This window comes from Paenibacillus sp. LK1 (assembly GCF_002750415.1).
In the GTDB taxonomy this organism is placed as follows: Bacteria; Bacillota; Bacilli; order Paenibacillales; family Paenibacillaceae; genus Paenibacillus; species Paenibacillus taichungensis.
Genome location: NZ_PEII01000010.1, coordinates 109787 through 128652, shown reverse-complemented (window position 1 = coordinate 128652; position 18866 = coordinate 109787). Strand labels below are relative to the sequence as shown.

Sequence of the window (18866 nt, the reverse complement as noted above, 5' to 3'; positions counted from 1 at the left end):
AGCAGCTATGAAACGGATTGTTGTAATCAATGGCCCGAACCTGAACATGCTCGGAGTACGTGAACCCGGCATCTATGGAACGCTTAGTCTGAAGGATATTGAGGACAAAATTCGCAGACAGGCGGAGGAGCTGGGCGTCTCCATCGCTTTTTATCAATCCAATCACGAAGGGGACATCATTGATCGAATTCATGCAGCGATGGGCGATGCAGACGGAATCATGCTTAATGCCGGAGCGCTGACCCATTACAGCTATGCTGTGCGTGATGCCATCAATGCCGTAAAAGTTCCTACAGTAGAAGTACATCTATCCAACATTCATGCACGCGAAGCGTTCAGACATCATTCAGTTATTGCTGCAGAAACAATCGGGCAAATTGCCGGATTTGGCGAAGTAAGCTACGAACTGGGGCTGCTGGCTCTCGTGCGTCATCTGGACAAACAAACCTGAGCCGGGGACCCGGGAATGTGAGAGAAAGAAGGGTTACCGATGGAAAACAAACGAGTAAATAAGTTGCGTGAGGCCATGCATGAACATGAACTCACGGCTATGCTGATTACAAATCCGATTAACCGTCGTTATATGACGGGTTTTACAGGTTCAGCAGGATATGTACTGATTACGGAACAGGAAGCTTATCTGCTTACCGATTTCCGTTACATGACACAGGCGCCGCAACAAGCCAAAGGATTTACCGTTGTGGAACATGGACCAAAACCGTTGGAATCCGTACGCGAATTGCTTGCATCGGCGAATATCAAACAGGTTGGCTTTGAGCAGGATCATGTCACTTATGGCACGCATACTGCTTATGCCCAAGCGCTTCAGTCCATTGAATTGAAAGCTGTATCCGGTATAGTGGAGCAACTTCGCATGTTCAAGGACGAAGATGAGATCGCTGTAATGCAAAGAGCTGCGGATCTGGCAGATGCAACATTCAGTCACGTTTTGCAATTCGCAAAACCGGGTATGACTGAACGTGAAGTGGATTTGGAGATGGAGTTTTTCATGCGCAAACATGGAGCAACCTCCTCTTCATTCGACACCATTGTGGCATCGGGTGAACGTTCTGCTATGCCTCACGGTGTAGCAAGTGGCAAAGTCATCGGACAAAATGAGTTAATTACATTTGACTTTGGTGCGCTTTTGGATGGATACTGTTCAGATCTGACACGTACCATCGCAACGGGCACACCTGTACCTGAACTGCGTAAAATTTACGATATCGTACTGGAAGCCCAGTTACATACGCTGGCGAACCTGAAACCGGGCATGACCGGACGGGAAGCAGATGCATTGGCACGTGATATCATTGCAGGGCACGGATACGGAGAGCAATTCGGACACAGCACGGGCCACGGTCTGGGTATGGAAGTCCATGAGGCTCCTCGTTTGTCCAAGCTTAGCGACGATGTATTGAAACCGGGCATGGTGGTAACCGTTGAACCGGGTATCTACATTGACGGCCTTGGCGGCGTGCGTATCGAGGATGACGTGGTGATTACCGAGACAGGTATTCACATTTTGACGAATTCGGACAAGAAGTTCACCGTTATTGGCTAAATTACAGCCAACGGTGATATAAGACGATTTTTAATTTATGCTTTTGAATGAAGTAAACATGGAATTACACAATAACGGAGAGGGCAGAAAAAACCTGTAGAAGCGAAGCGCTCGCCTTTATCCCCGGATTTCTCCCTATTAGGATAGGGATTAAAAGAAATCTGGGGATAACAGCGATCGGAAGGTTGTTCTGCCATCGTAGTGGTCTGTGTAATATGACGGTTTGACTTGTTCAAACTTAAATTAACCCATCGTCTTATATCACCTACTTTTCAACCATATCAGGAGGGATTTTTTGTGATTTCAGTAAACGATTTTAAAACAGGCTTGACCGTACAAGTAGACAACGACATCTATACCGTACTTGATTTCCAACATGTTAAACCAGGTAAAGGTGCTGCCTTCGTACGCTCCAAACTGAAAAACTTGCGTAACGGTAACACCGTTGAGAAAACATTCCGTGCAGGTGAAACCATTGGCCGTGCCATCATTGAAAACCGTGGTGTATCCTACCTGTATGCTAGTGGTACAGAGCACACGTTCATGGACAACGAAACATATGATCAGTTCACACTCACAAGTGACCAACTGGAGTGGGAATTGAACTTCCTCAAAGAAAACATGAACGTAAAAATCGTTAGCTACCAAGGTGAAATCCTCGGAATTGACTTGCCTACAAGTGTAGAGTTGAAAGTTATCGAGACAGAGCCAAGCGTAAAAGGTAACACAGCACAAGGAGCTACTAAAAACGCTAAAGTTGAAACAGGCTTGAATGTACAAGTGCCATTGTTCATCAATGAAGGCGATGTCCTGCTGATCGATACTCGTGAAGGTAAATACTCTTCCCGCGCGTAACGTTCACATGGTGTAAGCTAAATAAAGCGTTAATTCAACCCTTTGCCGCTTCTGTGGCAAAGGGTTTTTTCGAAAAAAGATTAGCCTATCAGACGCTTTCGTAATATACTGGGTTAAAGTCATTTTTCGGAGAGAATAATGACGATGGACATCAATTATGCATACTGCACAAGGTAGGGAGTGGATTTGCGTTGTCATTGTACGTCATGAAATTTGGGGGCAGCTCGGTCGGAGATACAGAACGCATGAAGCGTGTAGCCGGACGTGTTGTAGAAAAAGCGGATGAAGGACATCAGTGTGTAGTCGTGGTTTCGGCCATGGGGGATACCACGGATGATTTGATTGATCAGGCGAAACAGCTGAACAGTGAACTGCCTGCACGTGAGATGGATATGCTTTTGACTACGGGAGAACAGATCTCGATTTCATTGTTATCTATGGCGATTCAGGCGCTGGGACGCAAAGCCATTTCATTTACAGGCTGGCAAGCGGGATTCCGAACAGAGTCGGTACACGGCAAAGCACGGATTAACGATATTCATCCGGAACGGGTGAACCAGGCGTTGGCAGAAGGCAACATTGTAATCGTTGCAGGCTTCCAGGGAATGACGGAAGACGGCGAGATTACGACGCTAGGCCGCGGCGGATCGGATACAACAGCAGTAGCTTTGGCAGCAGCCATCAAGGCTGACGCTTGTGAGATTTACACGGATGTAGACGGTATCTATTCCACCGATCCGCGTATCGTGAAGGTTGCACGCAAGCTTAAGGAAATTTCGTACGACGAGATGCTGGAACTGGCCAACCTGGGAGCAGCGGTATTGCATCCGCGTGCAGTTGAATACGCGAAGCATTCCGGTGTACCTTTGATTGTAAGATCCAGCTTTAACCATAATGAAGGAACGGTTGTGAAGGAGGAAGCAACAATGGAACAAGGTGTGGTAGTTAGTGGAATTGCCTATGACAAAAATGTGGCTCGCATCAGTATTCTGGGTGTACCAGACGTACCAGGAGTTCTTGCTGAAGTATTTGGTGCCCTTGCATCAGAACAGCTGGATGTCGACATTATCGTTCAGAGCGGTGTGATGGACGGTAAAGCAGACTTCTCGTTCTCTGTTGCGCTATCTGACCGGGAGAACGCACTGCGTGTCATTGAAGCTCTTCATAGCCGCCTGCCTTACCGTGAAGTTACTTCTGAAGAAAACCTGGTTAAAGTCTCGATCGTTGGTGCAGGCATGGTTAGCCATCCTGGTGTTGCTGCGAAGATGTTCAAAGTCATCTCGGGCGAAGGCGTTAGCATTAAGATGGTAAGCACTTCCGAAATCAAGGTATCTTGTGTAATTGATGGAGAGAAGCTTCATGACGTAATCAAGGCGCTGCATACAGCGTATGATTTGGATACAGCTGAGCAAGCCGTAATTGGCGGACCGCAAGTTCGTAGATAAAAAGAGAAAATGGCAAAGAAACACCAAAGGTGTACTGTGTATTCCCATTCGGGATCGCAGTACACCTTTTTAGATTGATCACAGTAACTTAAACAGCGGTTCCTTACGCGTTCCTCTGAATGGTTGCATTCGGTTCCCTTCACCCATCTCTGGAACGCAGTCCAGCAAGTTCAATTGGGTACAATACGTTACGTCATGCACCCTCCCTAACCTCTCCAACCTTCGGCCACCAGCGGATACTCTAATCAGATCGGGTAATTTGTCCTCGGCATGAGTAGCAGCCTGATGAAGAGCCAGCCCCAAATCGTTCAGCATAATGGGAAAAGGAGATTGTCGGTACAACTCCTCGATAATGCTGCCTGCACATAAACCATCTTCCAGCGCGAACTCATCCTGATCCCCGGCGCATAACAATAAGATATCCCTGCGCAGCTCGCACAGAACAGCCGCCACCGCTTTCACATTGAGAAATGAGCCTGCAAACACATGTCTAGCCTTGGAGGCCTTGATAAGGGCACGCGTACCATCTGTTGTAGTCAGAATAATGGTTTTCCCCGCAATATTCGGAGTCATATATTCATAGGGGGAATTGCCCACCTCGAATCCTGTAATTTTTTTATCAAAACGCTCCCCGCCACGAATGGCATCTTTCAAGTTCAATTGTTTCGCTTGAGGAACTGTTTCTACAGCAATGATGTCGGCTGCATCGTATGCCAGTGCCGTAACAATAGTACTGGTTGTTCGCAACACATCGATAACGACCACACATCGTCCTGCGATATCCATTTTTCGAACTTCATTCACATTGCCTACTACATCGACTCGCACTCCCCACAACTCCTTTCTATATTTGGGGATAGTTGGTTCTGTCCTTTTTTATCCCGGAATGTTTATCACCTGTCTGCAAGCACTATATGCACTTGGATCTAGACAGGTGCCTAGAACTGGAATAGTAGGCTGATCTATGATTTTTAACTCTCCTCCCTATTTTGAAGAAAATGATAGATTTCAGCGTCATAAATTCAATGTACACACATAAACTTGAGATATGAACAAGCACCAGGAACGCAATAAAACCGAATTCAAGGTTGGAGGGGCCTATTCATGATGGTGAACTGGAAGGATCTCTTTCCGGAACCGATTCGAACCATTCTGGGAAGAATGCCGCCCGCTTTATTAGATAAAGTGGAGGAAGTACGTATCCGTGAAGGAAGACCACTGGAAATCAATGCAGGAGACACCTATCACTTCCTCACACCCCAGGGCAGTCCGACTTCGAAGCCTGATGAAGCCTATATTCCCTTAAAAGAGGTAACACACAGGCTGCTGGATCTGATCAGCAATCATTCGCTTTATACATTGGAAGAGGAGCTGCGTAAAGGGTTCATCACCATTCCTGGCGGGCACAGAATCGGACTGGCTGGCCGGACGGTGTTAAGTGGAGGCCGGGTCGAATACCTGCGCGACATCAATGGATTTAATGTCAGGGTGGCCCGAGAGATTCACGGAGTCGCTGATCGGATTCTACCGTATCTGCTGGACATGAAAAGTGGACAGGTCATGCACACCTTAATTCTTTCACCTCCGCAGCAAGGCAAGACCACATTACTGCGGGATCTGGCAAGACAGATTAGCAGTGGTACCAAACTTACGGGTGTCAATGAACTTGTTCAGGGCATACGTCCACGTTTAAAGGTTGGCATCGTTGATGAGCGGTCCGAAATCGCTGGAAGTTATAAGGGCGTACCCGGATTTGACGTAGGACCTCGCACCGATGTCATGGACGGATGTCCAAAGGCTGAGGGCATGATGATGATGCTTCGCTCCATGTCTCCCGATGTCCTGATCGTGGACGAGATAGGCCGACCGGAAGATGCGGAGGCGGTCATGGAAGCACTCCATGCAGGCGTATCTGTCATCGCTACTGCGCATGGTCGTGATCTGGCCGAGCTTTCTTCCAGACCTGCACTGAGAACCCTGATCGTCGAGCAGATGTTTCAACGCTATGTACAGCTGCAACGGACGAGCCGGGGCATGACCTTTCGATTGGCCGATGGCAAAATGCGTGGTCTCCAGCAGGCGGAAGTGGGAGGTGAGGCCTTTGGTTAACATGCTCGGTGCCGTTATCATTCTGCTGGCCAGTACCCTCGCGGGATTCTACAAGGCAAGGCAGTATGCCTTGAGGCCAAGACAACTGCGAGAATTAATCGCTGCTCTCCAGCGGTTGATGACAGAGATTAACTACGGGCTGACCCCGTTACCTGATGCCATGGGGAAAATGGGAGCCCAGACAAAAGAGCCTGTTCGGACGCTGTTTCTCCACGCAGCCAAACAGATGGAACCACCTCATGGACACACTGCTCGTGAGAGTCTTCAGTCTGGTATAGCAGAGGCGTGGGGGAGATCAGCCATGAAGGCGGACGAGCGGGAAGTCATGCTGCAATTGAGCTTCAGCCTTGGCACCAGCGATCGTCAGGATCAGACCAAGCACATCTCGTTAGCCATTCAGCAACTTATGCATGAGGAATCCCGTGCCCAAGCCGATCAAATGAAATATGAACGAATGTGCCGCAGTCTCGGGATGCTTGTCGGAGCGTTAATCGTCATTCTGATCTTCTGAAATAGCCGGGATAGTGAGGTGCCAAGGTCATGAATTTAGAAGTGAACGCAATCTTTCAAATTGCGGGCATCGGAATCATCATTGCGATGATTCATACGGTGCTGAAACAAATGGGAAAGGAAGATATGGCTCACTGGGTGACCGTGATCGGATTTGTCGTTGTATTGTTCATGGTGGTCCGTATGCTGGACAGCCTGCTGCAAGAGATCAAATCGATATTTCTTTTTCAATGAAAACGGTCATGAAGCCGGGATGGTGGTGACCTGTGGAAATTATCCAAGTTGTAGGTCTGGCGCTCATCGCAACGGTGCTCATTCTAGTTATCAAAGAACAGAAGCCGATGTTCGCTTTTCTGATTGCGGCTGCAACCGGCATCGTGATCTTCATGCTGCTGATTGGCAAGATTGGCGCGGTAATCGAGGTGTTGAAACGGCTTGCCGAAAATTCAGGCATGGAGAGCATTTATCTGAAAACTGTACTGAAAATTATAGGCATAGCGTACATTGCTGAATTCGGAGCACAGATTGTCAGGGATGCAGGCCAGGAGAGCATTGCTTCCAAAATTGAACTTGCTGGCAAGGTGCTGATCCTTGTACTCGCGATACCGATCATCAGCATTATTATCGAAACCGTCATGAAGCTGATGCCGGTGTAGAGGGAGGCGTGCGGACTTCATATGAAAATGATGCATCATAAGCCGCAGTGGCGCCTTACCTTCGTGCTGACGCTGTGTTTTCTGTTTGCGATCATGGGACAGGTATTCGCAGGTTCTCCCTCGGGAGAGTGGATGCAGCAGCAGGCTGACCAGCTTCCCAAGGATCAGGTAGAAAAATATTGGGACCAACTCATGCAACAATACGGTGGTTTTTTCCCGGAAGGAAAAACACCTTCCTTTATGGATATGTTAATGCCCGGCAATGAAGGGTTCAGCCTGAAGTCGGTGTTTATAGCAATTGGAACCTTCATGCTGCATGAGATTTTATATAACGGCAAACTCCTAGTCACGATTGTGATGCTAAGTGTGCTGAGCATGATTCTGGAGACATTGCAGACTGCTTTCGAGAAAAATAACATTAGCAAAATCGCTTACTCCATCTGTTACATGGTCATTATTATCATCGCCATCAATAGCTTCAGTGTGGCGATTGGATACGCCAAGGATGCCATAGCCAGCATGATCAACTTTATGATGGCCATGGTGCCCCTGTTGTTTACGCTGCTGGCTTCAATGGGGAATGTCATTACCGTTTCTGTTACCCATCCGCTGATCATTTTCATGATTCATCTGGTCGGTACATTGATCCACCTGCTGGTGTTCCCGCTACTCTTTTTCTCAGCCGTATTACATCTCGTCAGTTCCTTGTCCGACAAGTACAAGCTTACACAGCTGGCAGATCTCTTACGGAACATTAGTGTGGCTCTGCTGGGTATACTGCTTACGATGTTCCTGGGCGTAATTTCGGTGCAGGGAGCATCGGGCTCCGTGGCAGATGGTGTCAGTCTGAAAGCGGCGAAGTACATCGCAGGCAACTTTGTCCCCATTGTCGGTAGAACGTTTGCGGATGCAACGGACACGGTTATCACAGCGTCACTGCTGGTGAAAAATGCAATCGGACTAACGGGTGTCATCATCATCTTGTTTCTATGTGCGTTTCCTGCACTTAAAATTCTGACGTTAGCCCTGATCTACAACATAACTGGCGCGATCATGCAACCGCTGGGGGATACGCCAATTGTAGGATGTCTGCAGGCGATAGGCAAAAGCATGCTTTACGTATTTGCGGCACTGGCAGCAGTCGGACTGATGTTTTTTCTGGCAATCACGATCCTGCTAACCGCAGGCAATCTGACCGTCATGATGAGATGAGGCATGCTCGATAGAAAGGGGCTGGAAGGATGGGGTGGCTGAGCAGCTGGCTCCGGGAATTGATCATGATCGTTCTGTTGGCGACTTTCGTGGATATGCTGTTGCCCAACCGATCCATGGAACGCTATGTCAAGCTTGTGCTGAGCCTTCTTATCCTGCTGACCCTGTTATCGCCCATAACGAAGCTTTTGAAAAGTGATCCGGTTGGCGAGCTTAAGCGAGCGATGACCGCCATGGATTCGCCATCTGATGGAAATGCAACACTTGAACAGATTTTGGCTCAGGGCAGGCGGCTGCAATCCAATGAACAGGAACAATCGCTGCAATGGACAGCCAAAGAGCTGGCTAACGTAATGAAAGGGCAAATCGAAGAAACAACTGGGGAGCGAGTGCAGTCTGTTGAGGTAAAGCTCGCCATGGATACAAGCAAGCTGGAGACGGATTTGGCCTCTTCGGTGGAACTTCCGGTGATCCAGTATGTTTTGGTGGAGATGTCAGGGGAGACAGCAGCTGGGAAAGTCAACTCCAATACAGCTCAACAGGAAGCAACGGCAACGACAAAACCGATATTCGACTCTGACCCGGAATCCCAAACCACTGAATCTCCTCCAGTTCAGGAGCCAATCGAGATTGGTCAGATTGAGGTGCCTGATGTACAGATCGAGGTGAACAGCGTTAGCAAAAGTGAAAGTAACATGGGTAACGGTAACTCTGGCGAACCCCAAAATGGACAGGTAGCAGACTCCACACCTGTGTCGGGTGAGCAGGCAGAGACAAACACTCAGCAAGGACAGACATCCTCCCGATCTGAACGAGCAGTACAAATTATTACGTTGTTGACAGAGAAGTGGGATATTGATGCAAACAAAGTACAGGTGAAAGAAAAGAAGAGCGCTTCAACGCTGTAAGAAGGAGGGTATCCGATGAGGCAATGGCTCAAAAAGATGGAAAGCTGGTTCGGCGGAGGAGAAGGTGGGCAACGGCGCAGTCAAACCTTTCGCTGGCTGATTATCCTTGGATTGATCGGAGTCGGAATTATGCTGTTCAACTCTTTCGTCAATGTCAAAAAGATTGATTCTGAAAATATCGGTCGTGAGCCTCCTGATCCGGCTACATCCATGGCATCCATACAGACGGATCCGACAGATCAGAATCCATTTCAGGCGATAGAGGTCGCATTTGAGGACAAGATCAAGGGTGTGCTGGAAAATATCGTAGGTGTGGGAACTGTTGATGTGATGGTTACCGTTGATTCTACAGAGGAACTTGTTGTACAGCGTAATGTGAAGGATTCGCAGCAGCTCACCGAAGAAACGGATGCAAGCGGGGGCAAGCGACATATGACGCAATATACCCGGGATGGCGAGATTATTACGTATGAAATATCAGGGGATCAGACACCGATTGTCACGAAAAAGCTCAAACCGCAGATCCGGGGCGTGCTTGTCGTTGCCAGAGGTGCAGAGAATAAGGTTGTGAAGGACCTGATTACAGATGCTGTGGAAAAAGGACTGAATGTTGCGGCCTACCGGATTTCGGTTGTTCCGCGTAAGCAGGATTAGTCCGAAACCATGAAACACAAGATTTGATGTCATAAGAATGAAGCCAATTCGAGGAGGAAGTTCTAATGAATAATAAACGTCAAACGGTATGGCTCGTATCCATGCTGAGTCTGATGGTCATTTTGTCCGCCTATTACCTGTTCACTGAAGATTCCGGTCCGGTTAATACACCTGTAGCTGAGAGCACGCAGGTGGATGGTATGAAACAGGGAGAAGCGAAGGAAACGGCTGGAATCCTTGATCCGACAGAAGGTCTGGTTGTGAATGAAGTGGTGAATGGCGGCGAAGTTACAGGGACTGAAGGAGATCAAACGGCAACTGAATCTGTGGATAATCCTGCGGTTGTAGATGGTAAAGAAGCTGGAGACACCGAGAAATCACCGGCTGCGGAATCCGGAGAGAAACAAGGTGAAGCAGGCAAAGACAGCGAGAAAGGGACCGACAAAGGCGCTGCAACCACTCCTGATGCAGGTTCCGGAACAGACAGCAGTGCAACGAAAACCGATGAGGACGTTCTCAAGGAGATGGAAGAACAGAATACCGCGGCGTCGGCGAGTAGCCAGTTCCAGAACTACCAGTGGCAGCGTGAGGAGAGCAACAATCGAAAGTATGAAGAACTTATGACCGTTGCGGGTGATCTGAGCAAAACACCAGAAGAAAATGCCAAAGCAACAGAGCAGCTTCGTACGCTGGAAGAAAAAGAAGCCAAAATCAATGGTATTGAAGAAACCTTGTCGCAGCAGTTTGCCAATGCCATCGTTCAAGAGGATGCCGATAAGTATAAAGTCGTTGTTCTCAGTGACAAACTGGATGTAAAACAAGCGGTTTCCATTGTGGATCTGGTTATGAAAGAACTGGCTGTATCCCAAAATAAAATCAGCGTGCAATACGTGACAGAACAGTAATCTAAAATATGGAAAAGTAGCCCCGAGAGCTGGATTAGATCTCGGGCTCTTTCCATTTTTAATGATTATGATATAATACATAAAGCCATATGACCGTCCTAGTGAGACTGGCATGATGCCGAAGGAGTGAATAATGGAAATGTTTAAATTGAGTGAGATCAAAGAGCTGATCAAACTGGTAGATGAAAGTTCCGTTCAAGAGTTGGAAATTGAAAATGAAGGATCACGGTTGTCGATTCGCAAACCGGGTAAAACCGAGTATGTTCAGGCAACTGCTATTCAACCGCAAATGATTGCTGCACCACAGGTGCAACCGGCTGCAGTTGTAGCTGAGGCTGCTCCGCAAGTCGATACTACAAGTCATTTACATAAAATTGTATCTCCGATGGTAGGTACTTTTTACAGAGCTTCCTCGCCGGAAGCAGGTCCTTTTGTAAGCGCTGGTGATAAAGTTGTTGAGAAAACAACGGTATGTATCATTGAGGCGATGAAGCTGATGAACGAGCTTGATGCAGACATCAAGGGAGAAATCGTTGAAGTGCTGGTTGAGAACGGACAGCTGGTTGAGTATGGACAACCCCTGTTCCTGGTAAAACCGGAATAACGGTTACAGCCGCATAACGTCAACTGCATGAGCTTCGAAGGAGGACAATAACGAAATGAAATTTCAAAAAATACTGATTGCGAACCGTGGCGAAATTGCGGTACGTATTATTCGTGCCTGTCGTGAAATCGGCATTTCGACGGTAGCAGTCTATTCGGAAGCGGATAAAGACTCCCTGCATGTTCGTCTTGCAGATGAAGCGTATTGTATCGGGCCTACACTTTCGAAAGACAGTTATCTAAACTTCACAAACCTGATGAGTGTAGCTACACTGACGGAATGTGATGCGATCCACCCAGGCTACGGATTCCTGGCAGAGAACGCTGATTTTGCAGAAATCTGTGGTTCCTGCAATATTACGTTCATCGGCCCATCTCCGGAAGCCATTACTAAAATGGGGGATAAGGCTGTTGCCAAACAGACGATGAAGGATGCAGGTGTACCTGTCATTCCGGGGTCCGACGGTTTGGTTGAAAATATGAATGAAGCCATTATGATTGCTAGAGATATTGGATATCCTGTCATTATCAAAGCTACCGCTGGTGGTGGAGGTAAAGGGATTCGTATTGCTGAAGATGAAGAAACACTGATCAAGCAAATAACAGCTGCCCAGCAGGAAGCACAGAAAGCTTTCGGTAATGCCGGAGTATATCTGGAGAAATTCCTGACAGGCATGAAGCACGTGGAGATTCAGATCATTGCAGACAAACATGGAAATGCAGTGCATCTGGGCGAGCGTGATTGTTCCGTTCAGCGTCGACGTCAAAAGCTGGTGGAAGAAGCACCTTGTCCAATCATCTCCGAAGATGTGCGTACATTGATGGGAGAAGCCGCAGTACGGGCGGCGCTTGCCGTGGATTACTCGGGAGCAGGTACACTTGAGTTCTTGCTCAGCCCTAACGGTGAATTCTATTTCATGGAAATGAATACACGTATTCAGGTTGAACACCCTGTAACAGAGATGGTCACAGGAGTGGATCTGATCCGCGAAATGATCTCGGTAGCTGAAGGCAATCCACTTTCTTTCCGTCAGGAAGATGTTGTGATCAATGGCTGGTCCATTGAGTGCCGTATTAACGCAGAAGATCCGGACCGCAACTTTATGCCGTCACCAGGCAAAATTGGTTTCTACCTTGCACCAGGAGGACCGGGTGTACGTGTAGATAGTGCAGCTTATCCGGGATACACGATCTCTCCTTATTACGACTCCATGATCGCTAAATTGATCGTATGGGGAGCAAACCGGGAAGAGGCCATCGCGAAGATGAAGCGTGCATTGGCTGAGTTCGCGATTGAAGGCATCTCCACAACGATTCCTTTTCATCAGAAATTGCTGGATCATCCAACGTTTGTTCGGGGTGACTTTGATATCAAATTTCTTGAGGAAAATGAGATTTAAAAGGTATATTGGGCTTGTTTGTCATAATGTAGCCCAAATGATATAGTATGTAATAATAAGAGCGCATGTCTCCTGCAGAGGATAAGCCGCCGCACATACGCGGATGAAGGTTGCAGGAGTTCCGGTAAAGCCGGACCGGAAGGGTTCTGAAGGCCAGATTGGCCTGAGTACCAGCGCCCTGACGGATGGCCGCAAACTTATTTCGCGAAAGGTGTGTTGAACAGTTATGAGTACACTGCCGACAGAATTTGAACGAACGGATATCGGTGAAATCCAGATCGCACCTGAAGTTATTGAAGTGATCGCTGGACTGGCTACAGTTGAAGTCAAAGGTGTTGCAGGCATGAGCGGCGGATTCGCTGGTGGATTTGCTGAATTGCTTGGTCGCAAAAACCTTTCCAAAGGCGTTAAGGTTGAAGTAGGTCAGCGTGAAGCTGCAGTGGATGTTTCCGTAATTATTGAATATGGTTACCGTCTGCCACAGGTGGCTACCGAAATTCAACAGAACGTGAAACGCTCCATCGAGAACATGACAGGATTGAATGTGAATGAAGTTAATGTGCACATTCATGATGTTCAGTTCAAGAGCACCGAGAAAGTGGAAGAAATCGACCTGAACAGTCAGCGCGTAAAATAAAAGAAGACAGATTCCCCCGGCATCACTGCCGGGGGTTATCCCGTCTTGGACAGGTCTTCATAAAAAGCAGAAGCTTACACCTGAGGATCATTTTTTTGCCAAAGGGCAGGTTAAGCCATGTTAGTGAGCAAGGGAGGCTGTGCAGTTCGTGGCTAAAATACTGGATCGGCTTCTGTTGTTTATATACAGCATAAGCGTTGGAGCAATATCGGCAGCAGTCATACTTCTTATCAGTGGTGTGCTGCCTTACGAATTGAATTACCAGCAGGAACAAAACGTCATTATTGCAGCAGTTGTTGCAGCAGCGATTTTGTTTATCCTGAGTTTGCGATTTTTCTACATCTCGGTTCGGCGTGATCGTGCTTCATTGCCGTCTGTAGATCAGCGTACTGAGTATGGTGATGTGCAGATTTCGATGGAAACGATTGAAAATCTCTGTCTGAAAGCGACTTCCCGATTCCGGGGAGTACGTGATGTCAAAGCTCGTATTCGTGTGGTTGAATCCGGACTGGAGATTATGATCCGTGCAGTAGTGGATGGCGAGACGCCAATCCCGACGCTGACAGCCGATCTGCAGAAGGCAATACATGATCATGTACAGGAGATTACGGGTATCCCGGTTTCTTTTGTCACCGTGTATATTGCCAACGTTACCCAGTCGCCTAACTACAAGAGTCGAGTGGAATGAGGTGAGTTTCACTGATGCTGTGGAGAGAGATTTGGGATAGTCACAGAGGCCGAATTACCGGGATTGTCGGCGGCATCTTTTTTGGATTTCTTTATGTATGGATCGGTTTTTGGGATATGTTGTTCTTTGCACTCTTGGTGTTCATCGGTTATACGTTAGGCAGACGAAGCGACTCGAAGCTGGGCTCGTTCATTCCCTGGAGGGAATGGGGGCAATGGCTTGGCGATCGCTGGCGTCCCTTTAAGTGAGCCACCTGAACCCTGCAATATGTTTCTTCCGAAAATAGAGCTGTAGTTTAGGTTGCCCGTTTTTTGGAGGAAACGATTGCAGGTTTTTTTGTGAAAAGGGATAACAATATAATAAGATCTCTGATTCCATCAAAGATTTTATATTTTAAAATAAGCATGATGACGCTCCACAGGGAGCGCTGCAGGAGGCAGGACATGAAAAGACGTTTGGCAAGGGAAATTGCAGTACAAAGTCTGTATCAGATGGAAATGAATGAAGTGGGCGCAGCTGAAGCCGTGAATATGCTGATTAATGAAGCCGCTGAAGACAATGAAACCGAAGTGGTTATTCATGATGCAGATGTAATGCGTACCTACGTGACCGAAATGGTACAGGGCGCATGGAACAATAAAGAAGCGATTGACGGATTATTGGTCGATTATTTGAAAGGCTGGCAGATTAGCCGTCTGTCACGTGTAGACCGCCAGATTTTACGGCTTTCCACGTATGAAATGGTGTTCCGTGATGATATTCCGGCAAAAGTATCCGTCAATGAAGCGATTGAATTGTCCAAATATTTTGGTACAGATGAATCCGGTAAGTTCGTTAACGGCGTACTTGGGCGCATGATTCAGGAAGTCAGCACCATCAAAGCAAAACTGTCTTAAGTTACAATTAACTACAGTGCGTGTTCAAAAAGACCGATTTTCAGTACCGAGAAGATGGGATGAAGCTAGAAATGGAGTAGCGGAGCGTAGGGAAAACTACGTGAGCAACGGACATTTCGGCTGAATTTCATATTCGATGCTGATGATGCCGATGCCGATGCCGATAGGCATCCTTCGTAATCAAAAGCGGACTTTTTGAACAACCTCTAAAAATATGTTCACATAAGGGAGAGAGAGTACAGTGACAGCATCTATTATTAACGGAAAAGAAGTATCCCAAGAAATGCGCGCAAGCATGACAACAGAAGTGAAACAGCTTAGCGAACAGGGGGTAGTACCTGGTCTGGCTGTTGTGCTCGTCGGTGAAGATCCGGCATCCCAAGTATATGTGCGTAACAAAGAAAAAGCATGTCATGACCTCGGTTTCTATTCCGAAGTTCATCGTTTGGATGCAAGCACGTCCCAAGAGGATTTGCTCGCGCTGGTGGACAAGCTGAACAAACAGGAATCCATTAACGGTATTTTGGTTCAGCTCCCATTGCCGAAACATATCGAAGAGAAAGCGGTGATTGATGCAATCGCCGTGGATAAGGATGTGGACGGATTCCATCCAGTTAATGTGGGGAACCTCGTCATTGGAGACGATAGTTTATTGCCATGTACCCCTGCGGGCGTAATTGAGCTGATCAAGCGTGCCGGTCTTGAAATGTCAGGCAAACATGCCGTAGTTATCGGACGCAGCAATATTGTCGGTAAACCGGTATCCTTGCTGCTACAACGTGAGAACGCAACGGTAACGATGTGTCATTCCCGTACAGCGAACATGAAAGAGATCACGCGTCAGGCAGACATTCTTGTGGTTGCTATCGGACGTGCAAACTTTGTGGATGCCGATTTCGTCAAACCGGGTGCCGTTGTAATTGATGTTGGGATGAACCGTCTAGATAACGGCAAACTGGCAGGGGATGTGGATTTCGAAAGCGTGAAGACAGTATCTGGTCCAATTACACCCGTTCCTGGTGGCGTTGGTCCAATGACGATTACCATGTTGATGCAAAATACACTGATCGCTGCCAAACGCGCTCACGGATTGGCGTAGGTTGAATCTGTGGCAGATCAAAAGATCTACTCCATCAAAGATCTGAACCGATACATCCGGATGAAACTGGAATCAGATCAGGTACTGTCGGATGTATGGCTGCGCGGAGAGATCTCCAATTTTACACATCACTCCAGCGGTCATATGTATTTTACATTGAAGGACAAGGACAGCCGAATTAAGTCCATTATGTTTGCTTCCCACAATCAACGATTGCCCTTTGTACCGAAGGAGGGTGCAAGGGTTATAGCTCGTGGTAATGTCTCGGTGTATGAGCGGGATGGACAATATCAGTTCTACGCTACACACATGCAACCGGACGGTATTGGAAGTCTGTACTTGGCCTATGAGCAGCTGAAAAAAAAGCTGGAGGACGAGGGACTGTTCTCTACATCACGGAAAAGACAGATTCCCCGTTTTCCACAGACGATTGGTGTGGTTACTTCACCTACAGGTGCAGCGGTAAGGGATATCATGATTACATTGCAACGCAGATATCCTTCTGCCCAAGTGATTCTGTATCCAGTACTCGTTCAAGGTAAAGGTGCGGCTCCTTCCATTGTGAAGGCCATCAACAACCTGAACCGAATGGGCGAAGCCGATGTGCTGATTGTCGGAAGAGGTGGCGGATCACTGGAGGAGTTATGGGCTTTTAATGAGGAGATCGTGGCAAGAGCGATTGTGGGTTCGGCCATTCCTGTGATTTCAGCGGTTGGGCATGAAACGGATTTTACAATTGCCGATTTTGCTGCTGATTTACGTGCGGCAACGCCTACGGCTGCTGCTGAACTGGCAGTACCCAATCGAGCTGAGTTGCTTGATCAGATCGCTCAGCGTCAGCGTCAGCTGCAGCACAGTTTACGTCAGCGTGCTGTTCATAATCGGGAGCGACTGGCCAGATTGCAACGATCGCCTGTGCTTGTGCATCCTAGACGTACCTTAATGCAGCATACGGAGCGACTGGATATGCTGCAGCAGCGTCTTCTGCGAACTGTAGATACACGTATGAAATGGACAACTGAGAAACAGGAGCGTTTGCGTGCAGCGCTACAACGGTTCAATCCTCGTGAACAGGTGAACGCAGCAAGACGTGAGAATGCATCAGCTCGGCGTCAGCTGGAGATTGCAATCCGATCTATTACGAGAGCGAAGCAGCAGCAGTGGAAATCATCTGTACGTCATCTCGATGCGCTTAGCCCGCTCAAAGTAATGTCACGTGGATACAGCCTTGTCTATGACGAACAGGAACAACGATTGATCAAATCGATGAAGGATGTACAACCTGGAGATTCGATAAAGATTAAATTAACAGACGGACAGCTGGACTGTCAGGTTTGGGGAATGAAGGAGGACGACAATACCCATGGCGAATGAACCGGAATTGAATTTTGAAGAGGCAATGGCGGCATTGGAAGACATCGTAGGTCAGCTTGAGCATGGTGATGTTCCACTGGAACAGGCCATCGATTTGTTTCAGCGCGGAATGAAACTTTCCCAACTTTGTGGTTTGAAGCTGGAACAAGTGGAACGTAAGATCGAGATGATCGTAGAAGAGGATGGGGAACTTCGCAAAAAACCGTTCGGCGCTGCCGTCGACGAAAGCGGTGAAGTCAATGAGTAATCGTCCTTCGTTTGAAACGTATCTTGAGGAAGTTACAGCTGAAGTGACGGGAGAGTTGAAGCAGACTCTTCCTGTGCACTGGGATGTACCTCAGTCACTGGTTGACGCGATGCAGTATTCACTTATGGCCGGGGGCAAACGCCTTCGTCCACTTCTGGTCGTTGCTGCGGCGGAAGCCTTCGGTGCACAGCGTACAGCTGCATTGCCGGTAGCCTGCGCCGTGGAGATGGTTCATACGTATTCGTTGATCCACGATGACTTGCCTGCCATGGATAATGACGACTATCGCAGGGGAAAATTAACGAACCACAAAGTATTTGGTGAAGCGACAGCAATATTGGCTGGCGATGCACTGTTAACGCATGCTTTTTATAGTATCGTTCAGTCTGGTCGTCGCAGCGGTGTGTCTGCAGATGCATTGTTGTCCATTGTGGAGGAGTTGTCCGAACTGGCTGGAGCAAGAGGTATGGTTGGCGGACAAGTGGCTGATATGGAAGGCGAGCAGGGCATGACAGATCTTGCCCAATTGCAATACATTCATCTGCACAAGACTGGAGATTTAATTGTGTTTTCCCTCATTGCCGGCGCTCGTATTGGTGGTGCGACAGAAGGACAGTTGGAGGCGCTGCGTGTATTTGGTAGAGACCTGGGGCTAGCTTTCCAGATTCAGGATGATATTCTGGATTTGACGGGTGACGAGCAGAAAATGGGCAAGAAAACGCAAAGTGATGTGAATCAGCAAAAGGTTACTTACCCTTATTTTATTGGTATGGATGCCTCTCTTCAAGAGGTGAAGTCCCTGACGCAATCTGCGAAAGATGCACTCGGCAGAGCGGAGTTACCAGACCCTTCCAGACTGATGGAGATCGCAGATTATCTGATGAGTCGAGATCATTAGTTTTGGTTGAGCGTCACTGTTTCAAATCACCCAGAATCGTGTAATCAATTTAATGTGCTTTTTCTGGGTTTCATGAAGAGGGTCTGTTCCAACTGGAGATAGAAATACATATTGAGGAAGATCATACGAACCTTGCTGGCGAAAATGCTCGTTATCTGGAGTATGGTGCCGTAAATTATGATTCTTGTTCTTTTATGTTATAATGT

General features: G+C 47.7%; 23 protein-coding genes. 22 read left to right on the top strand and 1 reads right to left on the bottom strand.

Going from position 1 to position 18866, the window contains the following annotated elements:
* The first annotated feature begins 7 nt into the window (after nt 1–7).
* The 4 genes from aroQ to CS562_RS21830 all read left to right on the top strand — a co-directional run bounded on the left by aroQ (nt 8) and on the right by CS562_RS21830 (nt 3864).
* The gene (gene aroQ / locus CS562_RS21845) at nt 8–451 is read left to right on the top strand and encodes a type II 3-dehydroquinate dehydratase (protein ID WP_076291868.1); all 444 of its coding nucleotides are present in this window, start codon (nt 8–10) and stop codon (nt 449–451) included.
* 39 nt (nt 452–490) lie between these two features.
* On the top strand, nt 491–1564 hold the full coding sequence (locus CS562_RS21840; protein ID WP_099858208.1) for a M24 family metallopeptidase: 1074 nt from the start codon (nt 491–493) through the stop codon (nt 1562–1564).
* A gap of 297 nt (nt 1565–1861) precedes the next feature.
* On the top strand, nt 1862–2419 hold the full coding sequence (gene efp / locus CS562_RS21835) for an elongation factor P (protein WP_024631007.1): 558 nt from the start codon (nt 1862–1864) through the stop codon (nt 2417–2419).
* A gap of 191 nt (nt 2420–2610) precedes the next feature.
* The gene (locus tag CS562_RS21830) at nt 2611–3864 is read left to right on the top strand and encodes an aspartate kinase (protein WP_099858207.1); all 1254 of its coding nucleotides are present in this window, start codon (nt 2611–2613) and stop codon (nt 3862–3864) included.
* A 78-nt stretch (nt 3865–3942) separates the two neighbouring features.
* Here CS562_RS21830 and CS562_RS21825 read toward each other — a convergent pair whose 3' ends face one another.
* Nucleotides 3943–4692 carry a 2-phosphosulfolactate phosphatase gene (locus CS562_RS21825; RefSeq protein ID WP_076291871.1) on the bottom strand — a complete coding sequence of 250 codons (750 nt, stop codon included), beginning with the start codon at nt 4690–4692 and terminating at the stop codon, nt 3943–3945.
* A gap of 276 nt (nt 4693–4968) precedes the next feature.
* On the opposite strand from CS562_RS21825, the gene spoIIIAA reads away from it, so the two are divergent.
* The 18 genes from spoIIIAA (at nt 4969) to CS562_RS21735 (ending at nt 18660) form a co-directional block, all read left to right on the top strand.
* On the top strand, nt 4969–5973 hold the full coding sequence (spoIIIAA, locus tag CS562_RS21820; protein ID WP_076291872.1) for a stage III sporulation protein AA: 1005 nt from the start codon (nt 4969–4971) through the stop codon (nt 5971–5973).
* Nucleotides 5966–6484 carry a stage III sporulation protein SpoIIIAB gene (spoIIIAB, locus tag CS562_RS21815; RefSeq protein ID WP_076291873.1) on the top strand — a complete coding sequence of 173 codons (519 nt, stop codon included), beginning with the start codon at nt 5966–5968 and terminating at the stop codon, nt 6482–6484. The genes spoIIIAA and spoIIIAB overlap by 8 nt, the downstream gene beginning before the upstream one ends.
* A 29-nt stretch (nt 6485–6513) precedes the next feature.
* Nucleotides 6514–6717 (top strand): stage III sporulation protein AC, encoded by a 204-nt coding sequence (gene spoIIIAC, locus CS562_RS21810; protein ID WP_017687585.1) that lies wholly within the window; start codon nt 6514–6516, stop codon nt 6715–6717.
* Nucleotides 6718–6749: 32 nt separating this feature from the next.
* The gene (spoIIIAD, locus tag CS562_RS21805) at nt 6750–7139 is read left to right on the top strand and encodes a stage III sporulation protein AD (RefSeq protein WP_017687586.1); all 390 of its coding nucleotides are present in this window, start codon (nt 6750–6752) and stop codon (nt 7137–7139) included.
* Between the two features lie 21 nt (nt 7140–7160).
* Entirely contained in the window at nt 7161–8351 is a 1191-nt protein-coding gene (spoIIIAE, locus tag CS562_RS21800) for a stage III sporulation protein AE (RefSeq protein WP_076291874.1), read from the top strand.
* A gap of 29 nt (nt 8352–8380) precedes the next feature.
* Nucleotides 8381–9259: a stage III sporulation protein AF gene (gene spoIIIAF / locus CS562_RS21795; protein WP_099858206.1), complete on the top strand. Its 879-nt coding sequence runs from the start codon at nt 8381–8383 to the stop codon at nt 9257–9259.
* 15 nt (nt 9260–9274) lie between these two features.
* Nucleotides 9275–9913, top strand: coding sequence for a stage III sporulation protein AG (gene spoIIIAG / locus CS562_RS21790; protein ID WP_076291876.1), 639 nt, complete (start codon nt 9275–9277; stop codon nt 9911–9913).
* A 65-nt stretch (nt 9914–9978) separates the two neighbouring features.
* Entirely contained in the window at nt 9979–10818 is an 840-nt protein-coding gene (locus tag CS562_RS21785) for a SpoIIIAH-like family protein (protein WP_099858205.1), read from the top strand.
* A 139-nt stretch (nt 10819–10957) separates the two neighbouring features.
* Nucleotides 10958–11422, top strand: coding sequence for an acetyl-CoA carboxylase biotin carboxyl carrier protein (gene accB, locus CS562_RS21780; protein WP_076291928.1), 465 nt, complete (start codon nt 10958–10960; stop codon nt 11420–11422).
* A gap of 55 nt (nt 11423–11477) precedes the next feature.
* Nucleotides 11478–12821: an acetyl-CoA carboxylase biotin carboxylase subunit gene (gene accC / locus CS562_RS21775; protein ID WP_099858204.1), complete on the top strand. Its 1344-nt coding sequence runs from the start codon at nt 11478–11480 to the stop codon at nt 12819–12821.
* Nucleotides 12822–13047: 226 nt separating this feature from the next.
* Entirely contained in the window at nt 13048–13458 is a 411-nt protein-coding gene (locus CS562_RS21770) for an Asp23/Gls24 family envelope stress response protein (RefSeq protein ID WP_024630996.1), read from the top strand.
* A 148-nt stretch (nt 13459–13606) separates the two neighbouring features.
* The gene (gene amaP / locus CS562_RS21765) at nt 13607–14146 is read left to right on the top strand and encodes an alkaline shock response membrane anchor protein AmaP (protein ID WP_076291879.1); all 540 of its coding nucleotides are present in this window, start codon (nt 13607–13609) and stop codon (nt 14144–14146) included.
* A 14-nt stretch (nt 14147–14160) separates the two neighbouring features.
* Nucleotides 14161–14394: a DUF2273 domain-containing protein gene (locus CS562_RS21760; RefSeq protein WP_053784412.1), complete on the top strand. Its 234-nt coding sequence runs from the start codon at nt 14161–14163 to the stop codon at nt 14392–14394.
* 195 nt (nt 14395–14589) lie between these two features.
* Complete coding sequence (gene nusB / locus CS562_RS21755) at nt 14590–15042, top strand: transcription antitermination factor NusB (RefSeq protein WP_063565701.1); 453 nt, start codon at nt 14590–14592, stop codon at nt 15040–15042.
* 241 nt (nt 15043–15283) lie between these two features.
* Nucleotides 15284–16141, top strand: coding sequence for a bifunctional methylenetetrahydrofolate dehydrogenase/methenyltetrahydrofolate cyclohydrolase FolD (gene folD / locus CS562_RS21750; protein ID WP_099858203.1), 858 nt, complete (start codon nt 15284–15286; stop codon nt 16139–16141).
* 9 nt (nt 16142–16150) lie between these two features.
* Complete coding sequence (gene xseA / locus CS562_RS21745) at nt 16151–17515, top strand: exodeoxyribonuclease VII large subunit (RefSeq protein ID WP_076291881.1); 1365 nt, start codon at nt 16151–16153, stop codon at nt 17513–17515.
* Nucleotides 17505–17762 (top strand): exodeoxyribonuclease VII small subunit, encoded by a 258-nt coding sequence (gene xseB / locus CS562_RS21740; RefSeq protein ID WP_063565703.1) that lies wholly within the window; start codon nt 17505–17507, stop codon nt 17760–17762. The genes xseA and xseB overlap by 11 nt, the downstream gene beginning before the upstream one ends.
* The gene (locus CS562_RS21735; protein WP_076291882.1) at nt 17755–18660 is read left to right on the top strand and encodes a polyprenyl synthetase family protein; all 906 of its coding nucleotides are present in this window, start codon (nt 17755–17757) and stop codon (nt 18658–18660) included. Before xseB ends, CS562_RS21735 begins: the two co-directional genes overlap by 8 nt.
* Nucleotides 18661–18866: the final 206 nt, after the last annotated feature.

Coding starts and splice junctions, on each gene's coding strand:
- aroQ (WP_076291868.1), top strand. CDS start 8: ATGAAACGGATTGTTGTAATCAATGGCCCGAACCTGAACATGCTCGGA.
- CS562_RS21840 (WP_099858208.1), top strand. CDS start 491: ATGGAAAACAAACGAGTAAATAAGTTGCGTGAGGCCATGCATGAACAT.
- spoIIIAA (WP_076291872.1), top strand. CDS start 4,969: ATGATGGTGAACTGGAAGGATCTCTTTCCGGAACCGATTCGAACCATT.
- spoIIIAC (WP_017687585.1), top strand. CDS start 6,514: ATGAATTTAGAAGTGAACGCAATCTTTCAAATTGCGGGCATCGGAATC.
- spoIIIAE (WP_076291874.1), top strand. CDS start 7,161: ATGAAAATGATGCATCATAAGCCGCAGTGGCGCCTTACCTTCGTGCTG.
- spoIIIAF (WP_099858206.1), top strand. CDS start 8,381: ATGGGGTGGCTGAGCAGCTGGCTCCGGGAATTGATCATGATCGTTCTG.
- spoIIIAG (WP_076291876.1), top strand. CDS start 9,275: ATGAGGCAATGGCTCAAAAAGATGGAAAGCTGGTTCGGCGGAGGAGAA.
- CS562_RS21785 (WP_099858205.1), top strand. CDS start 9,979: ATGAATAATAAACGTCAAACGGTATGGCTCGTATCCATGCTGAGTCTG.
- accB (WP_076291928.1), top strand. CDS start 10,958: ATGTTTAAATTGAGTGAGATCAAAGAGCTGATCAAACTGGTAGATGAA.
- accC (WP_099858204.1), top strand. CDS start 11,478: ATGAAATTTCAAAAAATACTGATTGCGAACCGTGGCGAAATTGCGGTA.
- CS562_RS21770 (WP_024630996.1), top strand. CDS start 13,048: ATGAGTACACTGCCGACAGAATTTGAACGAACGGATATCGGTGAAATC.
- CS562_RS21760 (WP_053784412.1), top strand. CDS start 14,161: ATGCTGTGGAGAGAGATTTGGGATAGTCACAGAGGCCGAATTACCGGG.
- nusB (WP_063565701.1), top strand. CDS start 14,590: ATGAAAAGACGTTTGGCAAGGGAAATTGCAGTACAAAGTCTGTATCAG.
- xseB (WP_063565703.1), top strand. CDS start 17,505: ATGGCGAATGAACCGGAATTGAATTTTGAAGAGGCAATGGCGGCATTG.
- CS562_RS21735 (WP_076291882.1), top strand. CDS start 17,755: ATGAGTAATCGTCCTTCGTTTGAAACGTATCTTGAGGAAGTTACAGCT.